Annotated in this window: 16 protein-coding genes, 1 pseudogene and 1 other annotated feature; of the genes and pseudogenes, 6 read left to right on the plus strand and 11 right to left on the minus strand. The window is 67.2% G+C overall.

Annotation, left to right across the window (positions count from 1 at the left end):
* Positions 1–62: 62 nt before the first annotated feature.
* Together V3N99_21210 and V3N99_21215 are read left to right on the plus strand one after the other, a co-directional pair.
* Positions 63–1166 (plus strand): IS1634 family transposase, encoded by a 1104-nt coding sequence (locus V3N99_21210; GenBank protein ID MEO3939242.1) that lies wholly within the window; start codon positions 63–65, stop codon positions 1164–1166.
* A 119-nt stretch (positions 1167–1285) separates the two neighbouring features.
* Positions 1286–1762 (plus strand): transposase, encoded by a 477-nt coding sequence (locus V3N99_21215; GenBank protein ID MEO3939243.1) that lies wholly within the window; start codon positions 1286–1288, stop codon positions 1760–1762.
* Here the strand turns inward: V3N99_21215 and V3N99_21220 are convergent.
* From V3N99_21220 to V3N99_21235, 4 genes are read right to left on the minus strand one after another with little or no spacing between them, the layout of a single operon-like run.
* Complete coding sequence (locus V3N99_21220; GenBank protein MEO3939244.1) at positions 1759–1992, minus strand: IS3 family transposase; 234 nt, start codon at positions 1990–1992, stop codon at positions 1759–1761. The genes V3N99_21215 and V3N99_21220 overlap by 4 nt on opposite strands.
* Before the next feature lie 39 nt (positions 1993–2031).
* The gene (locus V3N99_21225) at positions 2032–2430 is read right to left on the minus strand and encodes a DUF6262 family protein (GenBank protein ID MEO3939245.1); all 399 of its coding nucleotides are present in this window, start codon (positions 2428–2430) and stop codon (positions 2032–2034) included.
* Positions 2420–4423, minus strand: coding sequence for a tyrosine-type recombinase/integrase (locus tag V3N99_21230; GenBank protein MEO3939246.1), 2004 nt, complete (start codon positions 4421–4423; stop codon positions 2420–2422). Before V3N99_21230 ends, V3N99_21225 begins: the two co-directional genes overlap by 11 nt.
* Complete coding sequence (locus V3N99_21235; protein ID MEO3939247.1) at positions 4420–5568, minus strand: tyrosine-type recombinase/integrase; 1149 nt, start codon at positions 5566–5568, stop codon at positions 4420–4422. The genes V3N99_21230 and V3N99_21235 overlap by 4 nt, the downstream gene beginning before the upstream one ends.
* Before the next feature lie 350 nt (positions 5569–5918).
* On the opposite strand from V3N99_21235, the gene V3N99_21240 reads away from it, so the two are divergent.
* The gene (locus V3N99_21240; protein MEO3939248.1) at positions 5919–6203 is read left to right on the plus strand and encodes a hypothetical protein; all 285 of its coding nucleotides are present in this window, start codon (positions 5919–5921) and stop codon (positions 6201–6203) included.
* A gap of 140 nt (positions 6204–6343) precedes the next feature.
* Positions 6344–6487: a sequence feature (AL1L pseudoknot), on the minus strand.
* Here the strand turns inward: V3N99_21240 and V3N99_21245 are convergent.
* Positions 6445–6765 (minus strand): transposase, encoded by a 321-nt coding sequence (locus V3N99_21245; GenBank protein ID MEO3939249.1) that lies wholly within the window; start codon positions 6763–6765, stop codon positions 6445–6447. (Overlaps the previous feature by 43 nt.)
* Positions 6766–7513: 748 nt before the next feature.
* On the opposite strand from V3N99_21245, the gene V3N99_21250 reads away from it, so the two are divergent.
* Complete coding sequence (locus tag V3N99_21250) at positions 7514–7684, plus strand: NUDIX domain-containing protein (GenBank protein MEO3939250.1); 171 nt, start codon at positions 7514–7516, stop codon at positions 7682–7684.
* Positions 7685–7840: 156 nt separating this feature from the next.
* On the opposite strand, the gene V3N99_21255 is transcribed toward V3N99_21250, so the two are convergent.
* The 3 genes and pseudogenes from V3N99_21255 to V3N99_21265 all read right to left on the minus strand — a co-directional run bounded on the left by V3N99_21255 (position 7841) and on the right by V3N99_21265 (position 11387).
* Complete coding sequence (locus V3N99_21255) at positions 7841–8101, minus strand: hypothetical protein (GenBank protein MEO3939251.1); 261 nt, start codon at positions 8099–8101, stop codon at positions 7841–7843.
* Positions 8102–8211: 110 nt separating this feature from the next.
* A pseudogene (locus V3N99_21260) lies at positions 8212–8397 on the minus strand (transposase).
* 2735 nt (positions 8398–11132) lie between these two features.
* On the minus strand, positions 11133–11387 hold the full coding sequence (locus V3N99_21265; GenBank protein MEO3939252.1) for a hypothetical protein: 255 nt from the start codon (positions 11385–11387) through the stop codon (positions 11133–11135).
* Positions 11388–11903: 516 nt separating this feature from the next.
* On the opposite strand from V3N99_21265, the gene V3N99_21270 reads away from it, so the two are divergent.
* Entirely contained in the window at positions 11904–14381 is a 2478-nt protein-coding gene (locus tag V3N99_21270) for a CHAP domain-containing protein (protein ID MEO3939253.1), read from the plus strand.
* Between the two features lie 503 nt (positions 14382–14884).
* Here V3N99_21270 and V3N99_21275 read toward each other — a convergent pair.
* Positions 14885–15625, minus strand: coding sequence for a hypothetical protein (locus tag V3N99_21275; protein MEO3939254.1), 741 nt, complete (start codon positions 15623–15625; stop codon positions 14885–14887).
* Between the two features lie 447 nt (positions 15626–16072).
* On the opposite strand from V3N99_21275, the gene V3N99_21280 reads away from it, so the two are divergent.
* Positions 16073–17431, plus strand: coding sequence for an IS256 family transposase (locus V3N99_21280; protein ID MEO3939255.1), 1359 nt, complete (start codon positions 16073–16075; stop codon positions 17429–17431).
* A 1981-nt stretch (positions 17432–19412) separates the two neighbouring features.
* Here the strand turns inward: V3N99_21280 and V3N99_21285 are convergent.
* Both V3N99_21285 and V3N99_21290 read right to left on the minus strand, forming a co-directional pair.
* Positions 19413–19571, minus strand: a complete 159-nt coding sequence (locus V3N99_21285) for a hypothetical protein (protein ID MEO3939256.1) — start codon at positions 19569–19571, stop codon at positions 19413–19415.
* A gap of 80 nt (positions 19572–19651) precedes the next feature.
* Positions 19652–20230 (minus strand): TerD family protein, encoded by a 579-nt coding sequence (locus tag V3N99_21290; GenBank protein ID MEO3939257.1) that lies wholly within the window; start codon positions 20228–20230, stop codon positions 19652–19654.
* Positions 20231–20274 lie beyond the last annotated feature (44 nt).

The raw sequence follows: 20274 nt of genomic DNA on the forward strand, positions 1-20274 counted from the left end.
GCGTCGCTGCGGACCATGTCCGCTTTCTCGCCCGCTCGGGCACCGAGGACTATCGGTCCCGGATCGCGACGGCCTGCTTCACCCATGCCGCGGCCAGCGGCGACGTGTCGTTGTGTCTCTACGACGTCACGACGCTCTACTTCGAGGCCGAGAAGGAGGACGACCTGCGCAAGGTCGGGTTCTCCAAGGAACGCCGAGTCGACCCGCAGGTCGTCGTCGGGCTCATCGTCGACCGGGCCGGGTTCCCCCTCGAGATCGGCTGCTACGAGGGCAACCGAGCCGATACCACAACGATCATCCCGATGGTCAAGGCCTTCAAGGCCCGCCACAGCCTCGCGGACATGGTCGTCGTCGCCGACGCCGGGATGTTGTCCGCGGGCAACCTCAAGGAGCTGCACGAGGCCGGGCTGCGGTTCATCGTCGGCTCCCGTGTGGTCAAGGCACCGAACGACCTGTCATCGCATTTCCGCTGGTACGGCGACACGTTCGTTGACGGGCAGGTCGTCGACACCATCACCCCGGGGGTCTCCACGCAGAAGGCTCGGGCGAGCAACGACGAGAAGAAACGGGCCGAGCCGGTGTGGGACCCAGCCGTGCACTCCACCTCGTGGCGGGCGGTATGGGCGTACTTGCGTAAGCGGGCCGTCCGCGACAGCGCGACCCTCACCCTGCAGGAGAACAAGGCCAAGGCCGTCATTGCGGGCGAGCAGAGCGCCCGGACCCCGCGGTTCGTGCAGGTGGAGAACGGCGCCCGCACCCTCGACGAGGCCGCCCTGGCCCGGGCCCGGCGCCTGGTCGGGCTCAAGGGCTACGTCACGAACATCCCCGCTACCCTCATGCCCGCGACCGAGGTCTTAGCCAGCTATCACGAGTTGTGGCACGTCGAGGCGTCATTCCGGATGAGCAAGACCGACCTGCGGGCCCGGCCAATCTTCCACCACACCCGCGACGCGATCGAGGCCCACCTGACCATCGTGTTCGCCGCCCTGGCGGTTGCCCGCTACCTGCAGGACGCGACCGGCCTGAGCATTCGCAAGATCGTGAGGACCCTCCGCCCGCTACAGGAGATCACCGTCCGCATCGCTGGCCACGAGCACCTCGCCCAGGACCCCCTCACCGACACCGCCGAAGCCATCCTTCACGACCTCAACCTGCCCGCCGGCTGACGTACCCCGGTGGCACGAGTCGGGAGTACTCCCGCGCGATCTGGGACGAGGACCAGCAGCGGTGGATCTCCGAAGCGCAGGTTGCCGAGACCACCTTCACCGCGTTCACCTCCCAGGCCATGAAGCGGCACATCACCTGCCGGCTCGTCGTGCGCCGGGTCCAACGCCTCAACGCCACCGCCTCGGCGGCCGGTCAAGACGAGCTGTTGACGATGTGGCGCCACCACAGGTTCGTCACCAACTGCACCCTCAAGACGGTCGCGGCGGACGAGACGCACCGCGACCACGCCATCGTCGAGCAGGTCATCGCCGAGCTGAAGAGCGGGGCCCTGGCCCACGCCCCGTCGGGGAAGTTCCTCGCCAACGCTGCTTGGCTCGCCCTGGCCTGCCTCGCGTTCAACCTGCTGCGCGCGGCCGGCGCCGCCGCCTCGGCCCGTCTCGCGAAAGCCCGGTGGGCCACCCTGCGGACCCAGCTCGTCGCGGTCCCCGCCCGGATCGCGTCCTCGGCCCGCCGGCTCACCTTGCACCTGCCGACGATCTGGCCCTGGGCGTCCGCCTGGGACAACCTCTGGGCCACTGTCTCGTACCGGGTCTAGTGGAGGCTCGTAACTGACGCCTCGACCGTTCTCGTGGCGGGGTTCTGAGCGTAGTAGGTGTTCTCGTACTCGACGGGTGGGATGGTGCCGATCTCGCCGTGGAGGCGGCGGTGGTTGAACCAGTCGATGTACTCGGCGGTCGCGATCTCGAGGTCGTCGATCCCGGCCCAGGGGCCCTTGTTCCGGACGAGCTCGGCCTTGAAGAGAGAGTTGAACGTTATCTGGAGCACTTGGTCGGATGTGGCCGGTGACCTGCATGTCTGCGTCGGCTACATGTCGCTGACGGGGGCGTCGCGGCCGGCGGTGCGGTCCTGCCCGATGCGGGTGGCGAGTTGCAGGCGGAGCGCGTGGTTCTCTGCTCGCAGGGTGTGGAGTTCCTGGCGGAGGGTGGTCAGCTGTTCGTCGCGGGAGGCTTGGCTCATCCGTTGGGCTGCGGGTTGACGGGGGCTGCGGGTGGCGGGAGCTCGAAGCCGGTTGATTTGCTCGCGGAGCTGGGGATCGCGATAGAGCAGGGTCCGCGAGACGCCGGCGGTGTGAGCGACGGCGGCGTAGGTGATGGGGGTGCCAGCGTGGTCGAGGGTATGGATGGCCGCGCGGGCCCGCTCCCGAGCCGATTCGGCTCGGTGCCGGCTCGCGGCAGTGAGGGCTGTGGTGTTGTCAGCGCGCATCGGGGGTGTCCTGTCCGGCTGGGGCGTCATGGATCCCGAGGGTCTCGAGGGTTTCCAGCGCGGAGATGATCCTCGTGAGGTTGTCGGCGACCTTGCGGTGGTTGTCGGCCAGCCGGTGGTTGCCGCGGTGCTCGGCCAGGTCGATCAGTTCGAGGGTGTCGTCGTGTTGGCGCCGGTGGATCGGCAGGAACGTCGTGGTGGTTTGGAAGTCCGGGCAGGTCAGGCAGGCGTTGGGGTGTGGGCAGTCCTGCTGCGGTGGTCGTCCGCAGTAGCCGTTCGGCAGGCTGGCCTGCACCCGGGCGAGGTTGTGCTTGATCCACTCGGCGTCGGCGCTGGGACCGTGGGGGTCGAACGGGAGGCGGTCACCGTGGATGTCCACGCGCCGCTGCTGGTAGTCGTCGAAGGCCGCGCGGACGGTGGCGTCGTGGATCGTGGCGTACCGGGCGGTCATCTGGGGTGAGGCGTGGCCGAGCATCTTCTGAACGACGTGCTGCGGCACACCGGCGTTGATCAACCGGGTCCCGAGGGTGTGACGGTACTGGTGCGCGGTGACGGACACGGCCTGGCCGGCTTCGTCGTGGAGACTGATCTTCTCCTGCCAGTCGGCTAGGCGCTGGCGCAGGGTGGCGTAGGAGAATGGTTGGGCCCCATCGGGATTGGCGTGAGGCGAGGGAAACAGCTTCGGGCATCCGGCTGGCCAGCGGCTGCTCAGGTGCAGTTGTTGGGCGCGGACGGCGTCGGCGGCCCGCTGCGACAGCGGGACGAGCTGCTCGGTGGACATCTTGTGGTTGACGTACTTCAGGCAGGGCCAGCCGGCGCTGTCGACGATGACGGGGTTGTACTCGAGCAGGCAGGCGTCATTGGCGCGTAGGCCGGTCTCCTGGATGAGGATCAGCAGGTGTCGGGTGGTCTCGTCGGGGAGCAGGGCGAGGTTGTTGGGGTCCTCGAGCTGGGCCATCACGAACTCGGGGATGAACCGTGGCAGGGGACGCGGCCGCGGTGGCAGCTCGTCCAGGTACAGCGCGGCGTGACCGGAGAGGCCGGGCATCCAGTCGTGGCGGTGGCAGGCCTGCAGGAAGCTGCGCAGGATGACCAGGTAGGTGTTCGTCGTGTTGCCCGACAACTGCGGCGCCGCGGTGAGCCAGGACAGGTAGTGCTCCAGGACCTGCCGGCTGATCCCGCTGGCATCATCGACGTCCGGGTGATGGTGATGCAGGAACCCGGCGAACCAGCGCAGGGCACGCTCGTCGATGCTGACCGATCCGAACGCTTTACCGGCGCCGAGCCGGTAGCGGCAGGCTCGCTTGATCGCCTCACGCAGCCACGGTTGTGGGATGTGGTCGAACCGAATGGGTGGGACCTTCTTCGGCGACGGTCGCGCCCCGAGTGCGGCTGCCCGCCAGGTGTCTCGAGCGAACTCGGCCTCGGCGTCGATGCCCTCGTCCAGGTCGAGCACCTGCCGCCACGCGAAACGCAGCTGGCCCATCGCCCGGCCACCGGTGTCGGTCAGGCCGTGCTCGAGGGCCAGCAAGGTCCAGCGCTCCAGCCCGTGGTCCAGCAGCGAGTCGACCCTGGCGGTACTGACCAGCCTCACGAGGCGGTTGATCATCATCGGGACGAGGCGGATCGTTCGATGATCGTGGCGGATCTGAATGGAGTAGGCCACCTCCAACCGCAGCTGCAACGGCAACCCGCGAAGATCGAACGCGTCGATCCGGTCGCTGTGACCGCCGACCACCGGGCCGGTCGTGGCCGCGAACAGGTCCAGGTCGTGGCGGCCCTCGTGGACCCACCGTCCGTAGTGGCTGTTGCACAGCAACTTGGTCCAGGCGCCGCGTTCGCAGTCGGTGACGCGGCACTGCCCGCGCGCGAAGACGGGGTGGGTGGGATCGATGTGGATCAGGTCGACCGCGAACTCCGGTCGGACAGCCGCTCCCAGCTTGTCCAGCAGGCTCAGCGCGCCAGCCCGGTTGGCGTGCAGCGCGATGGTCATGACGGGTCCGCCTGCAGGACCGGGCGAGTGGCTGGCCGCTCGACCCAGAATCCCGCGCGGACGAGCTCGGCCCGCACGTCCTCGACACCGAGATGGACGTACGTTTCGCTCGTGGTCACGACCGAGCGGTGGGTCAGCATGTTCGAGACGATCTCGATCGGGACACCGGCCCGGATCAGCTCCGTCGCCCGGGTATGGCGCAGCATGTGGGGGCTGAACTCGATCCCGGTCCCGGCCCGCAGGCGGGCCACGAGCTTCGCGACCGCGTCGTACCGCAGGGGTCGCCCGACCGGTGCCGCGAACAGGTTGACGAAGACGTAGTCGCTGTCCAGGTCGCCGTATTCGGTGTGCATGTACTCGCTGTACAGGCGCACCAGCGGCGCTGAAACGGGCAGCACGGCAACGGTTTTGGTCTTGGCGCGGGCGCCGTTGGCGTTGTCGTCACGCGGCACGATCCGCAGCTCGCACCGACGAGAGATCAGATCGCTGTGGCGCAGCCCGAGCGCTTGACCCACCCTGATCCCGGTCTCGGCCAGCAGCGCGAGCAGGAACCTGTCTCGCAGCCGCGTGCAGGCGCCGAGGATCACCGCGACCTCCTCAACGCTCAGCGTGGACGGCAGCCGCCTCGGTGCCTTGAGCTTGACGGGTCTGGTCGCGATCGGGCGTCCCTTGGTGACATGGTGCAGGAACGGCTTGAACGACCCCCTCGGTACACGGCGCCACGCGACCAACGACTCAGCCAGGGCCACACCCGTGCGGGCGTGGAAGTCATAGAAGCCGAACACGCCCGCCAGGTGACGGTTGACGGTGGCCTCGCTGCGGCGGGCCGTTGCAGCATCCAGCACGATGACGTTCGCGGCCGGTGCCCGCAGCCACGACACGAACCGTGAGACGTCCTCGACTCCGGCGCTGGCCCAGTCGACGCGTCTCAAGGCGAGGAACTCGAGCCACAACGCCAGACTGTGCGCGTACGCCCGCACCGTGTTCGGCGACCGCTCGATCGAGGACAGGAACGCCAGGTACCGCTCCGCCGCCTCGACCGGACCGAAGTCGTCGTCGACGACGGTCCACGACTCCACCCCCGTCACCGGCATGAGCACCCGTTGCGCCTTCACCAGCACCGCCACCTCGAGGTCGGCCTGCACCGGCTTCCAGCCGGATACCTACTCTTCTACTCCGACCCGCCAGCCACGTGGGGGACGTCGAAGACATGCTCCAGATAACGTGTCGCTGACGCACCGGATCGGCCTCGTGAGCTACGTCGGACACACCCTCCGGAGGGCTCCAGATAATGAACGCCTCAGCGAGGGCGTTGTCGTAGCTGTCGCCGGTCGAGCCGACGGACGCGACGGCGCCGGCCTCGGCCAGGCGCTGGGTGTATCTCACGGCGACGTACTGAACTCCTTTGTCGGAGTGGGCAATGACGCCGGCGGTGTCGTGGCCGGCGTGCCGTCGGGTCCACAGCCCCATCTCGAGGGCGTCGAGAGCGAGGTCGGTGCGCAGGTTCTTCGACAGCTGCCAGCCGACGACGCGGCGGGAGAACACGTCAACGACGAACGCGGCGTACACCCACCCGGAGAACGTGCGGCAGTACGTGATGTCGGCGACCCAGACCCGGTTCGGCGCCGGTGCGGTGAAGTTGCGGTCGAGCAGGTCGGGGCGGGTCTCCGGCCCGGTCCCGGGGATCGTGGTGCGTGGCCCCTTCGCCCGGGAGATCCCCCGCAGGCCGGCGGCTTTCATCAGCCGGTGGACCGTGCACCTGGCCACGCGGTGGCCCTGACGCTGCAGTTCGGCGTGAACTTTGCGGACGCCGTACACGCCGTAGTTCTGCTCATGCACGGTCCGGATGACCTCGGTCGTGGCCGCGTCCGACACGGACCTGGCCGAGGCTGGCCTGGTCTTCGCGGCGTAGTACGTGCTCGGGGCGATCTTGGTCCCAGCTTCCGTCAGGACCTCACAGATCGGCTCGACCCCGAACCGGCTGCGGTGCTCGTCGATGTAGGCGACGAGCACCGCGGTGGTCACTTCAGTCGGCGGTCGAGCTCCACCGCGGCGAAAAACGCCGATGCCGTCTTGAGGATTTCGTTGGCCCTTCGCAGCTCGCGGTTCTCCCGTTCGAGCTCGGCGATGCGTTTTGCCTCGGCCGTGGTCGTCCCGGGTCGATGCCCGTCGTCGACCTCGACCTGGGTGACCCAGTTCCTCAGGGTCTCGGGGTTGATCCCGAGCTGCTCGCCGACCCGGCGCAGCGCGCCCCGACGGGTCTCGGGCTCACGCCGCAGATCGACGGCCATCCTGATCGCCCGCTCCCGAAGCTCCTCCGGGTACTTCCTGGGTGCTGCCATGACTCTCATCCTTCGGTGGAATGAGAGCCTCCATCAGACCCGGTACGAGACACACCGCCACGACACCTTGACCACCCCGGCCCATTGGCCCCAAGGAACGCCCAACGTGTAAGAGCCGGACAGACCGGCGGCTGCCCCACGCCTTCCCGCTCAGGATCAAGAGATCACCGGCCGCCAACATCAGCGAGAGCCCCAGAAATCACCGTCGGTGGATCAGGGTTGAGTGAGCCAGCACGCGAGGTCGGGGAGAGCCTCCCCGGGGAGCAGCGAAGTCCCGGCCCGGTCTACCAGCACGCGGGATCCGTAACCTCCCGCACCTAAGGCTTCCCCATGCGCGCGAGGTCGCGGCGGCCTTCGTGGCGGTGGGCGCGGGCGGGTCGTACACGCGGGCCTCCGACCGGGCCCGGTTGTCGAACGGTCGCCGCTGACTCGGGGGTGAATGCTCATGACGTCAGGTGTGCCGGTCGAGGCCGCGACCGCCAGTCGCCCGGCGGACCCCCCGCTCTAATTGCGGTGTAATCACGTCCTACAGCCGGACCGGTGAATTCAGGCGCATGGCCGACACTTTCGGTTGCACGGGCGACGGTCCTCCGCGTCTGCACTAACCGCGCCAGGTGTGCCTCCCTTAGACCCCGTCGAGGGCACGGCACGATCTCATGTCAATAAGCGAGCGGACGCACGCTCGGGCGGACTGGGACAGGAGGGGCTATGGCAGAGACGACGGCCGGAATCGCCGCGGGTGGGTCCGGTGTGTCAGGCGGTGAAGGTGCTGCTGCTCGACGAGTCAGACCGACTCCTTCTGCTGCGTGGCAGCGAGCACGGCCAGCGGCAGTTCTGGTTCCCGGTTGGTGGTGGCGTCGAGGCGGGTGAGGAGCCCGGGGCGGCCTGCCTGCGCGAGATCGCCGAGGAGACCGGTTGACACGAAGTCCGGCTGGGTGTGGAGGTGTGGATCCCGATCTCGTCGAGGACCCGCACGGAGTCGGCCTCGCTCGTAGGCCAGATGATCGGGCGAGCACCAGTTGCTGGAACGCGGCGTCGCGGATGACGTCGAAACCCAGCCGGTCGTAAACCATCGTCAGGAACTGCGGCAGTAGCGCTGAGCGCTTCGCGGTGATGACCCCCGGCCGGCCGTCCGCGGGCGCTCCGGCAGCGCCAGGTCCAGTGCGTCCTGCCCGGGGCGGAGCCGCCGGCGGGCCTCGGCCATGAGCACGGCCAGCTCGGCATCGGACCGGGCGGTCCCGACGTGCTCGAGCGCTACGTGACGCCCGGCCCGCCGCTCCGCGACCTGCACCTTCGTGCTGCCCGAGCGGCCGGGGACCTTCTTGACGAACACCACCGGACCGACTTCACCCAGCGGCGGGGTGTGTCAACGAAGAGACGTCCAACCCCCTGACCAGCACAGACGTCTTCGGGAAGCCGCCCGAATACCTAAGTGGCACGAGTCAGGACCTGCGACTTGGACAGGCCGGTGATCCCGAGGGACTGGACCAACTTGTCCATCCGGCGGGTGCTGACCCCGAGCGGGTAACACGTCGCCACCACCGAGGTCAGCGCGGCCTCGGAGCGGCGCGGACGTTGCAGGAGTCAGTCTGGGAAGTACGAGCCCTTCCGCAGCTTCGGCACGGCCACGTCGTCGTCCCGACCCTCGTGTTGAGGGCTCAACTCAAGGTTCTGGGCTGCCAGGCAAATCAAGGGGCTCATAGACACCCAGGCCGCTAGGCAGCCTTATACCATTGGACGCATGCGATCAAGACTGTTGCTGGCTGGGGCTCTTGCCACTGCACTGGCTATCCCGGCTGCTGCTTACGCTGCTGGCGTCTTGCCGGACGCCATGACCCCCGCCGCCTTAGTCAACGATAACTGGCAGTCCCGGCACTGCCCGACAGGCAGCATCAGTGCCAAGTGCCCCAATCCAGGACTTGCCCAAGCCCCCGGGTTCCCCACCGGGACGGCAGGGACTATGGTTTCTTTCGGGGACAGTTACTCCGCCGGTGAGGGCGATCCTCTTAATAACGTGTACAAAGTCTCAGGAGGAGGCTGGGTTCCGAGTTCCGGATTCTACGTTCCAACAGACTACAATAACGAATTCGGCCACAACAGCTGTCATCGTAGCCCCCACGCTTACCCGGTGATTATGGCCTCCGCACTCAGCTTCTCACTTGATTTCCGAGCGTGCAGCGGCGCGAAGACGGAGAGTTACTTTAGAGACACCTTTGATAACACGCCTATACAGTACGGGGCATCCAACGCCCAGCGGGATCAGCCCTTTCCTCTTGACACCAAGCTCGTCACGATCGGGTTCGGAGGAAACAACGTCGACTTCGCTACAGTCGTGATGTATTGCATCGCACGCAATGCCGGAGCCGACGCAGAGCCAATACTCAGTCCGGCGCTAAGGACGTTCATCCATGGCCTCCCCAAATTGTCCGACCTCTGCGCGTGGAAATCCGCCGATGCAAGAAAGCAAATCACTGCAAACTTGCGTCCTGGTACATTCGGACTAGATAGCCTCCTTCGGGACATCACCGCAAAGGCCCCCCAATCTCGAGTGATACTTACTTCCTACCCGCGCCTGTTCCCCCTGCAACGTAGTGGGCGAACGTGCGGGATCGGAGTTGGCCTAGCTACAATTAATCAGGCCGATCGGGATGGGGTGAACGCACTGGTGGATGAACTCGATGCCTCTCTTCGAGAGGCAGCGGACGTCGCTCATGTCGACTTTGTTGACATGAGCGACGCTTTCGAAGAAGAATCTGCCAAGGTGGGCTCCGCCGGTGATCATGGTCTGTGTGCCGACAGCGGTCCTGGCGACCCAGATGCTGTAACGAGCACCGCGACAACGCGGTGGGTTAACCGATTTCGACTCCGAAACTCATATACCGATTACAAAGCAGTTAGCGGAAGCATGCACCCTAACACACTGGGCCAATACGCTTTTGCTCAGCGAATGCTTTCGTGCTGGCATGACCAAGCCAACTGTTCCAATGCTAGCGACGCGGGAAGGTTTCCGGACCTTTCCTCTCGACGCTTTGGCAATCCGTTTGAAGGCGTCGACTGGACGTCCGTTGGGCGTACAGATCTCGGGTGCGCGCCCGCTACGGGCGAGACTTGGAATCAAATGGTCCTCAATCGGAGTCAAACCCGCGACGTCACTGGAGATGGCGAGCCTGAAATCATGCTCGTGGGTACCTGCCCTACCGACACTTCCGCCGGCCACAACATTCGGGTCGCCGTCTATGACGGGGCGTCACCCATCGGTCGGCCACGATTGCTAGGTATCGTGCCGGCCAGCCACTTACAGGAGACCATTGATCTTCGAGAACTCTCCTACGCTGTAACCGACCAGAACGAACTGATCGTTCAGGGAATCGCAAACGACCCCGCCAAACCCCTCGCCGAGGCACCGTCGCTCCATTTGTGGTTCAACTACCAATGGAATGGGGTCACCTTTTACCTCAAGCAGGAGATAAGTTTCCCAATAGCTCCCGCTGTTCAGCAGAAGAAGCCAGGTGCCCCCGCGTCCCCGTCTCACACTACGACGGGGACCACGACTCCCAAGACCAGTGAGTCATACGCGTTTGTATCACCATCCGGGAATATTGAGTGCATGAACAGGAACCGCGCCATTATGGCCGCTTACCCCGATACTCATTCCTTGCCGGGGGACCTCGTGGTTTGCCGGGTCATAGAGTCAACGTGGTCGGCTCCGGATGGTCCGTGTTTAGTTGGGGAACCAGGCAATATGGCCGAGATTGGTTCAGGGAGCAAAGCTTCCGTGACCCCCTGTCAAGGCGACGTCTTTACCATCTTCCCTCGGCCGGGGACGCCGCACTACAAGCAGGCGCAGTACGGAACCGTTGTCGACCTAGGGTTCGCCAGATGTCAAATCGCGCCCGATGGAGTGACCTGTATCGATAAATCAACGGGATCCGGCTTCAGCATCTCTCAAGACTCCTATAGGTTGTTCTAAATCATATCCGGCCATTTCGCACCGTGTGCCAGCGCATCGGAATTTAGTCAAGTTCAGCCTGAATCCACCAGGCCTGTTTTGGCGGGACCGTCCGGGCCTTGTTACCGGGTGATGTAGGGCCGACGTAGGGCATGTAGGCGTGACGGCGTGAGGGCGTGGAGGACTCGCCGGTCTGTCCGGATCTTCCACGTGGGGTGCTTCCTCGGTGCCGTCGGGGCGCCGTGCTCAAGGTGGGGGCGGTCGCAGCGGCCCGCAGGTTGTGCCAGGCGTTGAGCTGGCCGCACTTATAGCTGAAGCCGAGCGCCGGCTGCGCCCCGGGCAGGACGTCTTGGACCTGCCCCTGCCCGAGCACCCCGCGGACCGGCGGCCAGGGGTCATCACCGCGAAGCGGTCAGCGCTACTGCGGCAGGTCCTGACGACGGTTTACCAGCGGCTCGGGTTCGACGTCGTCGACGACGGGGCCTGCCAGCAGCTGGTGCTGGCCCGGATCATCGAGCCCACGAGCAAGGCCGACTCCGTGCGCGTGCTCGACGAGATCGGCATCGCGCACGCGTCGCTGCGGGCTCGGCACGCACCGCAGTTCAGGCAACGGCCAGCCCAGATCGAGATGTCCTGGGATCGGAGAACCCAACACCTTGATGAGCCGCAGCAACCTCGCCAGCAGCTACGGTCGCGCTGTCGCGGACGGCTCGTTTGCGCGAGTACGCCCACGGACTTGCCAGTGCCGTGTTGGGTAGACTTGTCCGTTACACGGATACGGTTTCCGAGCAGCGTCACGCGAAACGTTCCACTTGTGAGCGACGCAGCCCTAGGGTGGGCGCCACCCGGCCGCTCGCCGGCGTGAAATGTGGGGGAACCGTTGAGCTCGTTTCTGACACGCGGATTTGTCGCCGTCGTCGCTCTGATTGCCACTGCGGGCCTGGGCGCGTCGCCAGGTCTGGCCGGGACGGCGCACGCTGCCCCGACGACGCGCACCGCGACAACCACCACCAGCGCATCCGCTGCCCGGCCGAAGGCACCTGCTCCGCTCGCGGTGTCGGGCGGTGTCTCGACCTCGGTGCTATCCGCGGTCCGACCGCTCAGCGGCACCATCGGCGTCGACGACTACCCCGATAAGGACGCCGTGGCGTGCGGCGGCCTCTACTCCTGGTGTAAGGGCGGAACTGACATGTCGCCGCGGCTCTTCGCTTACCGCAACTGCACGGACTTCGTGGCGTGGCGGTTGGGGATCACATGGGGGTCCTTGGCCTTCCCCGGCGCAGACGGGAATGCCCGCGGGTGGAGACAGGGCGCCATCAACAGCGGGTACGGGGTGGGGACGGTTCCGGTCGTGGGGGCCGTGGCCTGGTGGGGAACCGAGGTGGGGGCCGGGTTCGGCCACGTCGCCGTCGTGGCGAGCGTGAACGGTGACGGGAGCGCGAACGTCGAGCAGTACAACTATGGCGGGACCGGCACCTACAGCATCACGTACAACAAGCGCGCCGACGCCTACCTGTACATCAACGTCAGCCCGCCCGGGCAGGGGGTCGGCGACGGTGCGTTCGTTTTGGTGAACGAGACGGGGGAGGTGTACCGAATGGCGGGCGGTGCACCGGTGTACGTCTCCTCGTGGAACGGGTTCGGTGGTTCCCAGCCGGTCACGCACATTTCGCAGGCCCAGCTCAACGCGATGCCCGCCTACCCCCGCGACGGGACCTTCCTCAACACCACGGCTGGCGGTGTCTACCGGGCCGCCGGAGGCGCCCCCGAAGCGGTCTCGACCTGGTCGAGCTTCGGAGGGGTCCAGCCGTACGTCACCATCGACCAGGCCTCCGTGGACAATGCCGGGGGCGGTGGGCCCTGGTCGCATCTGCGCGCACTGCCTGCGGACGGGACCTTCGTTTCGAACACCGCGGACGGGCGGGTATACCGGATCGCGGGAGGAGCCCCGCTGTACGTCTCGACGTACGGCCCGTTCGGGGCAGGCGCCTCGGTCGCCACGACCTCGCTCGACCCGTGGGAGTTCGGCAACTACGTCCACCTGCGGTCCGTACCCAACGATGTGTTCCTTTCCGGAGCAACGACGGGACGTGTCTTCCGGGTCGTGTCCGGCGGCCACGCCTACTACGTCAACTCCTGGGCCCCGTACGGCGGTGGCCAACCCGTCGTGGTCGTCGACGACTGGGCCATCGACAACTGCGACCACCTGGCCTGTGGCCCGTTCGGGAACTACGAAGGCCTTACGGAGGTCCCCGGTGGCGCGGTCGCCAGCGGGTGGGTCATGGACCCGAACTCCATGTCGCCAGTCACGGTCCAGGTGGCGGTCGACGGCGCCCCCGGGCGCAGTGACATGGCCGCGTTGCCGCGTCCCGACGTCGATGCGGTGTTCCACCGCGGCGCGGGCTACGGCTACAGCAGCCGGGTCCAGTTGACGACCGGCACGCACCAGGTGTGTGTGACCGCCGTCAACCTCGGGGCCGGCCCGGCGACCAGCTCGCTCGGCTGCAAGAACGTCACCGTGGCCGCCGGCGCGATCGTGGGTGTGACTCCGTCACGGGTGCTCGATACCCGCACCGGGAACGGTGCCACGGCCGGCCCGCTCGCGGCTGGCGGGACCGTGGCCCTGCAGGTCCTCGGCCGGGGTGGCCTTCCCCCGAGCGGGGTGTCGGCGGTCGTGGTGAACCTGACCGCGACCAGCTCGACTACCTCGGGCTACCTCGTGGCCTACCCGTCCGGCACGGCACGGCCCACCGCGTCGACGCTGAACTTCTCGGCGCACCAGACGGTTCCCAACCTCGCCATGGTGGCGGTCGGTGCCGACGGGAAGATCGCAATCACCAACGGCGGGGCCGGCACCGTGCACGTCGTCGCGGACATCAGCGGGTACGTCGTCGCCGGAAACGCCACCACGCCAGGGGCGGTGACCCCGGTACGCCCGACACGACTGCTCGACACGCGATCAGGCCCGGGCGCGGCCCCGTTGGCGCCGTCGACCGGGGTCAGCCTGCCCGTGCTCGGCCAAGGGCCCGTCCCGGCGAACGGGGCCTCTGCAGTGGTGCTCAACGTGACTGTCGTCGGCGCTCAGGCCGGGGGCTACCTGACGGTGTACCCGTCTGGCGCGTCGCGACCGCAGGCGTCGAACCTCAACTTCGGCCGGGCAGCCGCGGTCGCGAACCTGGTCGTCGTGCCCGTGGGCGCCGACGGGCGCGTGGTTCTGTTCAACAGCTCCCCCGGCACCACGCACGTGATCGCGGACGTCGCCGGATGGGTGATGGCGGGCGCTGCGACGACGCCCGGGGCGGCGACCGCCCTGGTCCCGGCGCGACTGTTGGACACGCGGTTCGGGACCGGTGCCGCCGTCGGTGCCGTTCCCGGGAACGGCACCGTGCACCTGTCCGTCCTGGGCCGAGGTGGGCTGCCCGCGACCGGCGTGTCTGCCGTGCTGCTGAACGTGACCGTTACCGCGGCCGCACAGGCGGGGTACATCACGGTGTACCCGGACGGGTCCAGTACCCCCCCGTCGTCGAACCTCAACTTCGTCGCCGGTCAGACAGTCGCCAACCTCGTCCTGGTGCCTGTTGGTCCGAACGGCCAGGTGGCGTTGAAGAACACCTCACCAGGCGCGGCCCATCTGGTGGCGGACGTCGTGGGCTACTCGCAGGAATAGGGGTCGGACCGGACGCTAGCATCGGTGAAGGTACGGGGGCGTGACGCAGACCGAGTAGGGGGTGCAGCGTCGAGGAGTCTCGAGGTTGTCGCGGCGCCACCTCGGCAAGGACCGCGACTCCCTCCGAGCCCACGCAATGGTCGCCAGGCCGGGTCCGGGTGCGGCGCCGCCCGGACCCGTTCGCGGCCCTAGGGCGCGTCCGTGCGGGCGCTGCAGGGTGAGAACCCGCAGAAGGACAGGAGGATTGGGGCTACAGCGCCGCGAGCGAGGAGCGCGCCTGAGAGGGCGAGCCGATTGACACTGCCACCGTACGTCGGCTCGTCGATCCCGTCGATCCCCAACATGATGAGCTCGCCTCAACTGCGACTTCGAGCCATGCACGCGGGAACGTCGCGCCGGGGGACGTCAACGGCCAGGGCGTCGACTCGGCTGGATAACAACGCCCGGTCCGTCGGTGCACCGAACGCCGGAGGTGGCTATCGGGACCGGCGATGTAGGCAACTTCAGCCGAGCCGCAGGGCGACACGCTCCTCCGGCGGTAGCACTACCGTGCGCCCGGCCGTCGGCTGGACCTCCGCAGCTTCGAGTCCAAAGAGCTTGACCCTGGCCATGACGACACCAGTGGCTACCCTGACGGCGTTGAGGTCCCCAGCGATCGCCCGATCCCACACGCTGCGCAGCAGGGCGTCGAGGCGGTCACCCTCGAGCCGGCGCAGCTCGGAGACCGAGCCGACGGTCTCGTTCTCGAGGGCCGTTCGCACCAGACGATGCACGGGGCCCCGGTTGCTGAAGCCCATCTGGTCGGCTACCTGCTGGTAGGTCTTTCCCTCCGTCACGAGCCGGATCGCCGCGCCCGTCGCGAGGAGGCCAGGGCGTGGTTCCGGTGGCGCCCCGAGACCCGGGGAAGGTCGACCGCGAAACCGCTCATGAGAACCATTCTCGTACTCCAGGTCGAGAGGGATGACCCCGGACCGATCAGACTGGTCCTGTCGAGGCCGGCGGCGCCCCGGGCTGCCACCGCGGCTGCGGTGACCAGCCCTGAGCGCAGGGGAGTACGGCAGGGAGACGCCGGCCGCGGTGAGCGTGCTGCTTAGGTCAAAGACCGACGCGTCGCGGGTTGCAACCGCGGCGGCCCCGAAGCCCTGCTCGATGGTGGCCATGATCGACGTCTTGTCGAAGGTCGTCTTGAGGACTGGCTCGGCCTCACCGCCAGGGTCGACCTCCCCGACGGCACTTCGGCCCATGGCGCGCACCTCTTGGGCGAGTCGCTGGTGCCGGCACTGCTGCGCGGGAGGCCGGACAAGGCCGTCCTCCTCGGCTACGAGGACACCCGGGTGACAGCATCCCGTTTGTGGAGTGCCTCTCGCAGGCCCTTGCGTCGCACGCCATCGACCTAAGGGACCGGCTCGTCATCCGCGACGGTCGTGACCCTCGACGACACCACCGTGTCCGCGCAGGCCCGGCACGAATGTCCTCGTCACTGGCCGTCACCAGCTGGCGCAGCTGCGCGGCAACTTCGGCACTGGCGCCTTGCGCCGCGGCCCTCTACCCACCGTCGCGCCGGAAGCCCTCCCCATGCATTTACCCCAGCCAGTCAGCCAGCGCGCGTCGTCGTGGGGGGCACCGGTGGGACTGTCCGACGAACGGTGTAACTGGCCCAGCGCGCTGACGGAGTCAGCGAGAAGGGTCTGATGATGACCGAGATGATGAACACGAGCGAGGGCCCCACCATGGGCGGCTCGGCCGAGACACTGGTGGACGTGAGCCCACCCAAGGATGCGGCGAGGAAGAGCACCTCGCCGTCGCAGGAACTGGCCGCGGCCCGCGAGCTGGTCAACGCCGCCCGCAATCGCGGCGTCGCCTTGACCGGCCCGGGCGGGCTGCTCAAGGCCCTGACGAAGACCGTCCTCGAGACGGCCCTGGACGAGGAGATGAACGAGCACCTCGGCTACGACAAGCACGCTGTCGATGGCCGTAACCACGGCAACTCCCGGAACGGGAAACGCTCCAAGACGGTCCTGACCGACGCCGCCGGGGAGGTTGAGATCGACGTGCCCCGCGACCGCGAGGGCACGTTCGAACCGGTGATCGTCGCCAAGCGGCAACGCCGCCTGACCGACGTCGACAAGGTCGTCCTGTCGTTGTACGCCAAGGGATTGACCACCGGTGAGATCAGCGCCCACTTCGCCGAGGTCTACGGGGCATCGGTCTCGAAGGACACCGTCTCGCGGATCACCGACCGCGTGCTCGAGGACATGCAGTCGTGGTGCTCACGGCCCCTGCTGCCCGTGTACGCCGCGGTGTTCATCGACGCGATCTATGTCAAAGTCCGGGACGGTCAGGTCGGCAACCAGCCGTTCTACGCCGCGATCGGCGTCGATCTCGACGGAAAGAGGGACGTCCTCGGGCTGTGGGCCGGGCACGGCGGTGGGGAGTCCGCGAAGTTCTGGATGAGCGTCCTGGCCGACCTGAAGAACCGCGGGGTGCGGGACGTCTTCTTCGTTGTCTGTGACGGGCTGAAGGGGCTGCCCGACTCCGTGAACGCGGTGTTCCCGCAGGCCACGGTCCAAGCCTGCATCATCCACCTCATCCGGGGCACGTTCCGGTACGCCTCGAAGCGGTACTGGCCGCAGCTCGCGATCGACCTCAAGCCGATCTACACCGCGCCCACCGCTGCTGCCGCCGCGGAGGCGTTGGACTACTTCGAGGAGAAGTGGGGCAAGCCCTACCCCGCGATCCCGAAGCTGTGGCGAGCCGCGTGGGAAGAGTTCACGCCGTTCCTCGACTACGACGTCGAGATCCGCAAGGTGCTGTGCTCGACGAACGCGATCGAGTCGCTCAACGCCCGCTACCGGCGGGCCGTGACGACCAAGGGCCACTTCCCGACCGAGCAGGCGGCGCTGAAGACGCTGTACCTGCTCACACACGTCACCCGGTCCCTCGACCCCAAGGGCACCGGGCAGGCACGATGGGGCATGCGGTGGAAGCCGGCCCTGAACGCCTTTGCCGTCACCTTCGCCGACCGCCTGCCAGCAGCCGAGAGCCTCTAACCATGAACGCCAGTTACACCGTTAATCGGACAGACCCGCACTGGTAGCGATCACTACTCAAATACGACAAAATGTCGATGTGAGTTCGATGCGACGGTTGGAAGCTCGGTGGGACAGGCGACAAGGCCGCCTGGGGCGGGTGGAGGTAGCCGTCAGCGCTTACCTGCCTTACCCGTTGGAGGAAGTGTGGCAGTTGGTGACGAATCCGCACAGCTTCATGTTGGGTGAGCATGAGGTTTCGGCCGTCCTTTCCGTTCCTGACGCACCGGCGTACCCCGCCTTCGGGTCGCGCCTCTGCGTCATCCAGCCCACCGACGACCTCGTGGTCGCCGCGGTGTTGGAAGTGACGTCCGTGGACCACGAGCGACACATCACCCTGGAATGGCGCTCGAGCCCGAACAGACCCCAAACATTGCACGACTTCGTTCGGCAGGCTCCGGGGGTGCGATGGACGATCGGCTACCGCATGCCGTGCGTGGCCGGACAAGAGCGCGAGGTTGAATCGAAACTGAAGACCGCGATCCAAGACGAGCACGATCGAATACTGAGGTTCTTGGCCACGGGTGCACGGCTAACACCTTGGGCGCCGACCACCCAAGGTGATCCAGCTCCGGCAGACTGCGGCCCCCGCGTGAACCCTTCAGCGGCTGATTAGGCAGTTTGCCCATCTCCCAGATCTGGGCCAAGGGCTTCGACGTCGGGTCAGTGCCTAGGGGTTGAGGGCAGCGTAGTGGGCGGTCTCGTACTCGACCTGGGGAGCTTAACCCATCGAGTGTGCAGTCGGCGTTCGTTGTACCAGGCTACCCAGCCGACGGTGGCGTACTCGACGTCGGCCAGGGTCTTGTACGGGCCGTCGTGGGACCCCGTCGCGTGGATCTTCTCCAGCTCATTAGTGGTGACGCCGTCAGGGGTTCAGCGCCCCGGCGCCGCCCGCCATCGCGGGTGCGGCTCGCCGTGCGTCTTCTAGGCTTCGTGTGGCGACTGAGCCGGAGAGACCATGACAGGGGTCGGCGATGGGCGCATGAAACGGGCCATCCCAGAACCGGCGCACCATGAATCGCCCCAGGTCTGATGCCGCTCCTGTTTAAGTCCGGAGGGTGAGCACATGCCCAAGTTGATCGATGTCGAGCTGAAAGCTCGAGCGGTGCGTCTCGTGCTGGAGACCAGCCGCAACACGCCACCGCAGGGGCGAGATCGGCTACCGGCGACCCCGCGCACTTGGCGACAAATCGGCCGGTTTGTCGATGGCCATTCAGATTTCCTCAGGGCGGTCGTGAGACCCGCCCGGTCGTGGCCTTGGGATCCTTTCCCAGTGGGGGAGGGGTTGACCCGTGTACCTTCCCGTCAGGGCCATTCATCGGTGCCCGGTCTCCAGCCGCGAGGTGTACGCCGAGCTGGGCGATAACGGCCAGCGCGACGTTCCCCAGCATCCCGACAGCAAACGGCTGCGCTGCCCGGGCGTTGGCAAGGCCCCTGTCCGGGCCGATGAGACCGTTGCCGCCAAGGGGGCGGCCGCAATGACGTCGAAGCCGAGGGCTGCGACCCACCTGACTCCAGCCGAAGCACCCTCACGTCGGGGGCCGACGCTGGTCGTGCTCGCGCTGATCCTGGCCTTGGTGGCGGGAACGCCAGATGGGCACAAGGTGGGCCGCCCGGGCGAGCACCAACGCCGGGGTGGTGGCCCGGCACCCGCGACACGGCTGCGGCCCGGACCGCCGCGATGCCTTGCAGGCCGGTCGGGGTTCGCCACGGCGAGCGCCTCGAGCACCCGCGTCCCGGCCGGGGTGGGCCCGCCGTCGAGCGCGATCGCGGCGTGCAGGAGTACAGGGCCCGGGTCGAGCTGGCGGGCCCGACATGAGGAACCCGGCGCCGTTGACCCGGACCTGCAGCGGGGGGGTACGACGACTGGCCGGGTTCCGGTTCAGCGACAGGTCGGACAGGAATGCGTCCGGCTGCCGCGAGTAGGTGTGATGAGCGGGTCTCAGGCTCCGGCGAGCACCTCGCGGGACCCACCCGGTTCAAGCTCGACGACGACGCTGGCCGCGGCGGCGTACCAGCGCCCATACATCAGCAGGTCCTTGACCCGGACCGTGACGCGCTGCCCACCGCGGCTCGCTGGTCGACGTGCACTCCAGTCCAACCGTTCACGTACGAGGGACTTTTCCCGTGAGAAGACGGCATTGACAGCCCCAGAAGTCCCTGTCGGTGGTAAATGAAGGCTCAGCTGGCGGCGAGGCCGTAACTAGCAAGGGCAGCGGCGAGCCCACCCCTGTGGTATTCACCGACAGCCGCGAACCCCCACTCCTCCCCGTCACGGTAGAGTTCGCCGAAGGCAAGGCAGTCCTCTCCTGCCGCTCCCTGGGTGAGGTCGAAACGCGCCAGCTCCTGCTCGTTCGCCATGTTGACCACCCGGATGTATGCGTCGTCGACCTGACCGAAGTGCTGCCCCCTCGTGGCCGCCTCGTGGATGGTCACGAGCACGAGCGCCCGGTCGACCCGAGTCGGCACGTGGTTGAGGGTCACGACGATGACCTCGTCGTCTGCGCCGCCACCCACGAGGTTGTCACCGGCGTGGACCACCGACCCGGAGTCGTGGCTGAGGTTGTTATAGAAGACGAAGTCGTCGGGGTTACCCACCCGTCCCAGCGGGTCGAGCAGCAACATCGACGCGTCTAGGTCGAAGTCCTGGTCGCCGTCGGCCGGCGCCCACCCAAGGCGCACCTGCACCACGTCGAGAGGAACGGGTCCGGCGGCCTTGGTGAGGGACATCGAGGCGCCCTTGGCGAGGGAGATGGCCATGGTTTGTGGTCCTTTGCGTGAGAGGTGCGGTGCGTATGGTGTTT

Source organism: Dermatophilaceae bacterium Soc4.6 (genome assembly GCA_039889245.1).
In the GTDB taxonomy this organism is placed as follows: Bacteria; Actinomycetota; Actinomycetes; order Actinomycetales; family Dermatophilaceae; genus Lapillicoccus.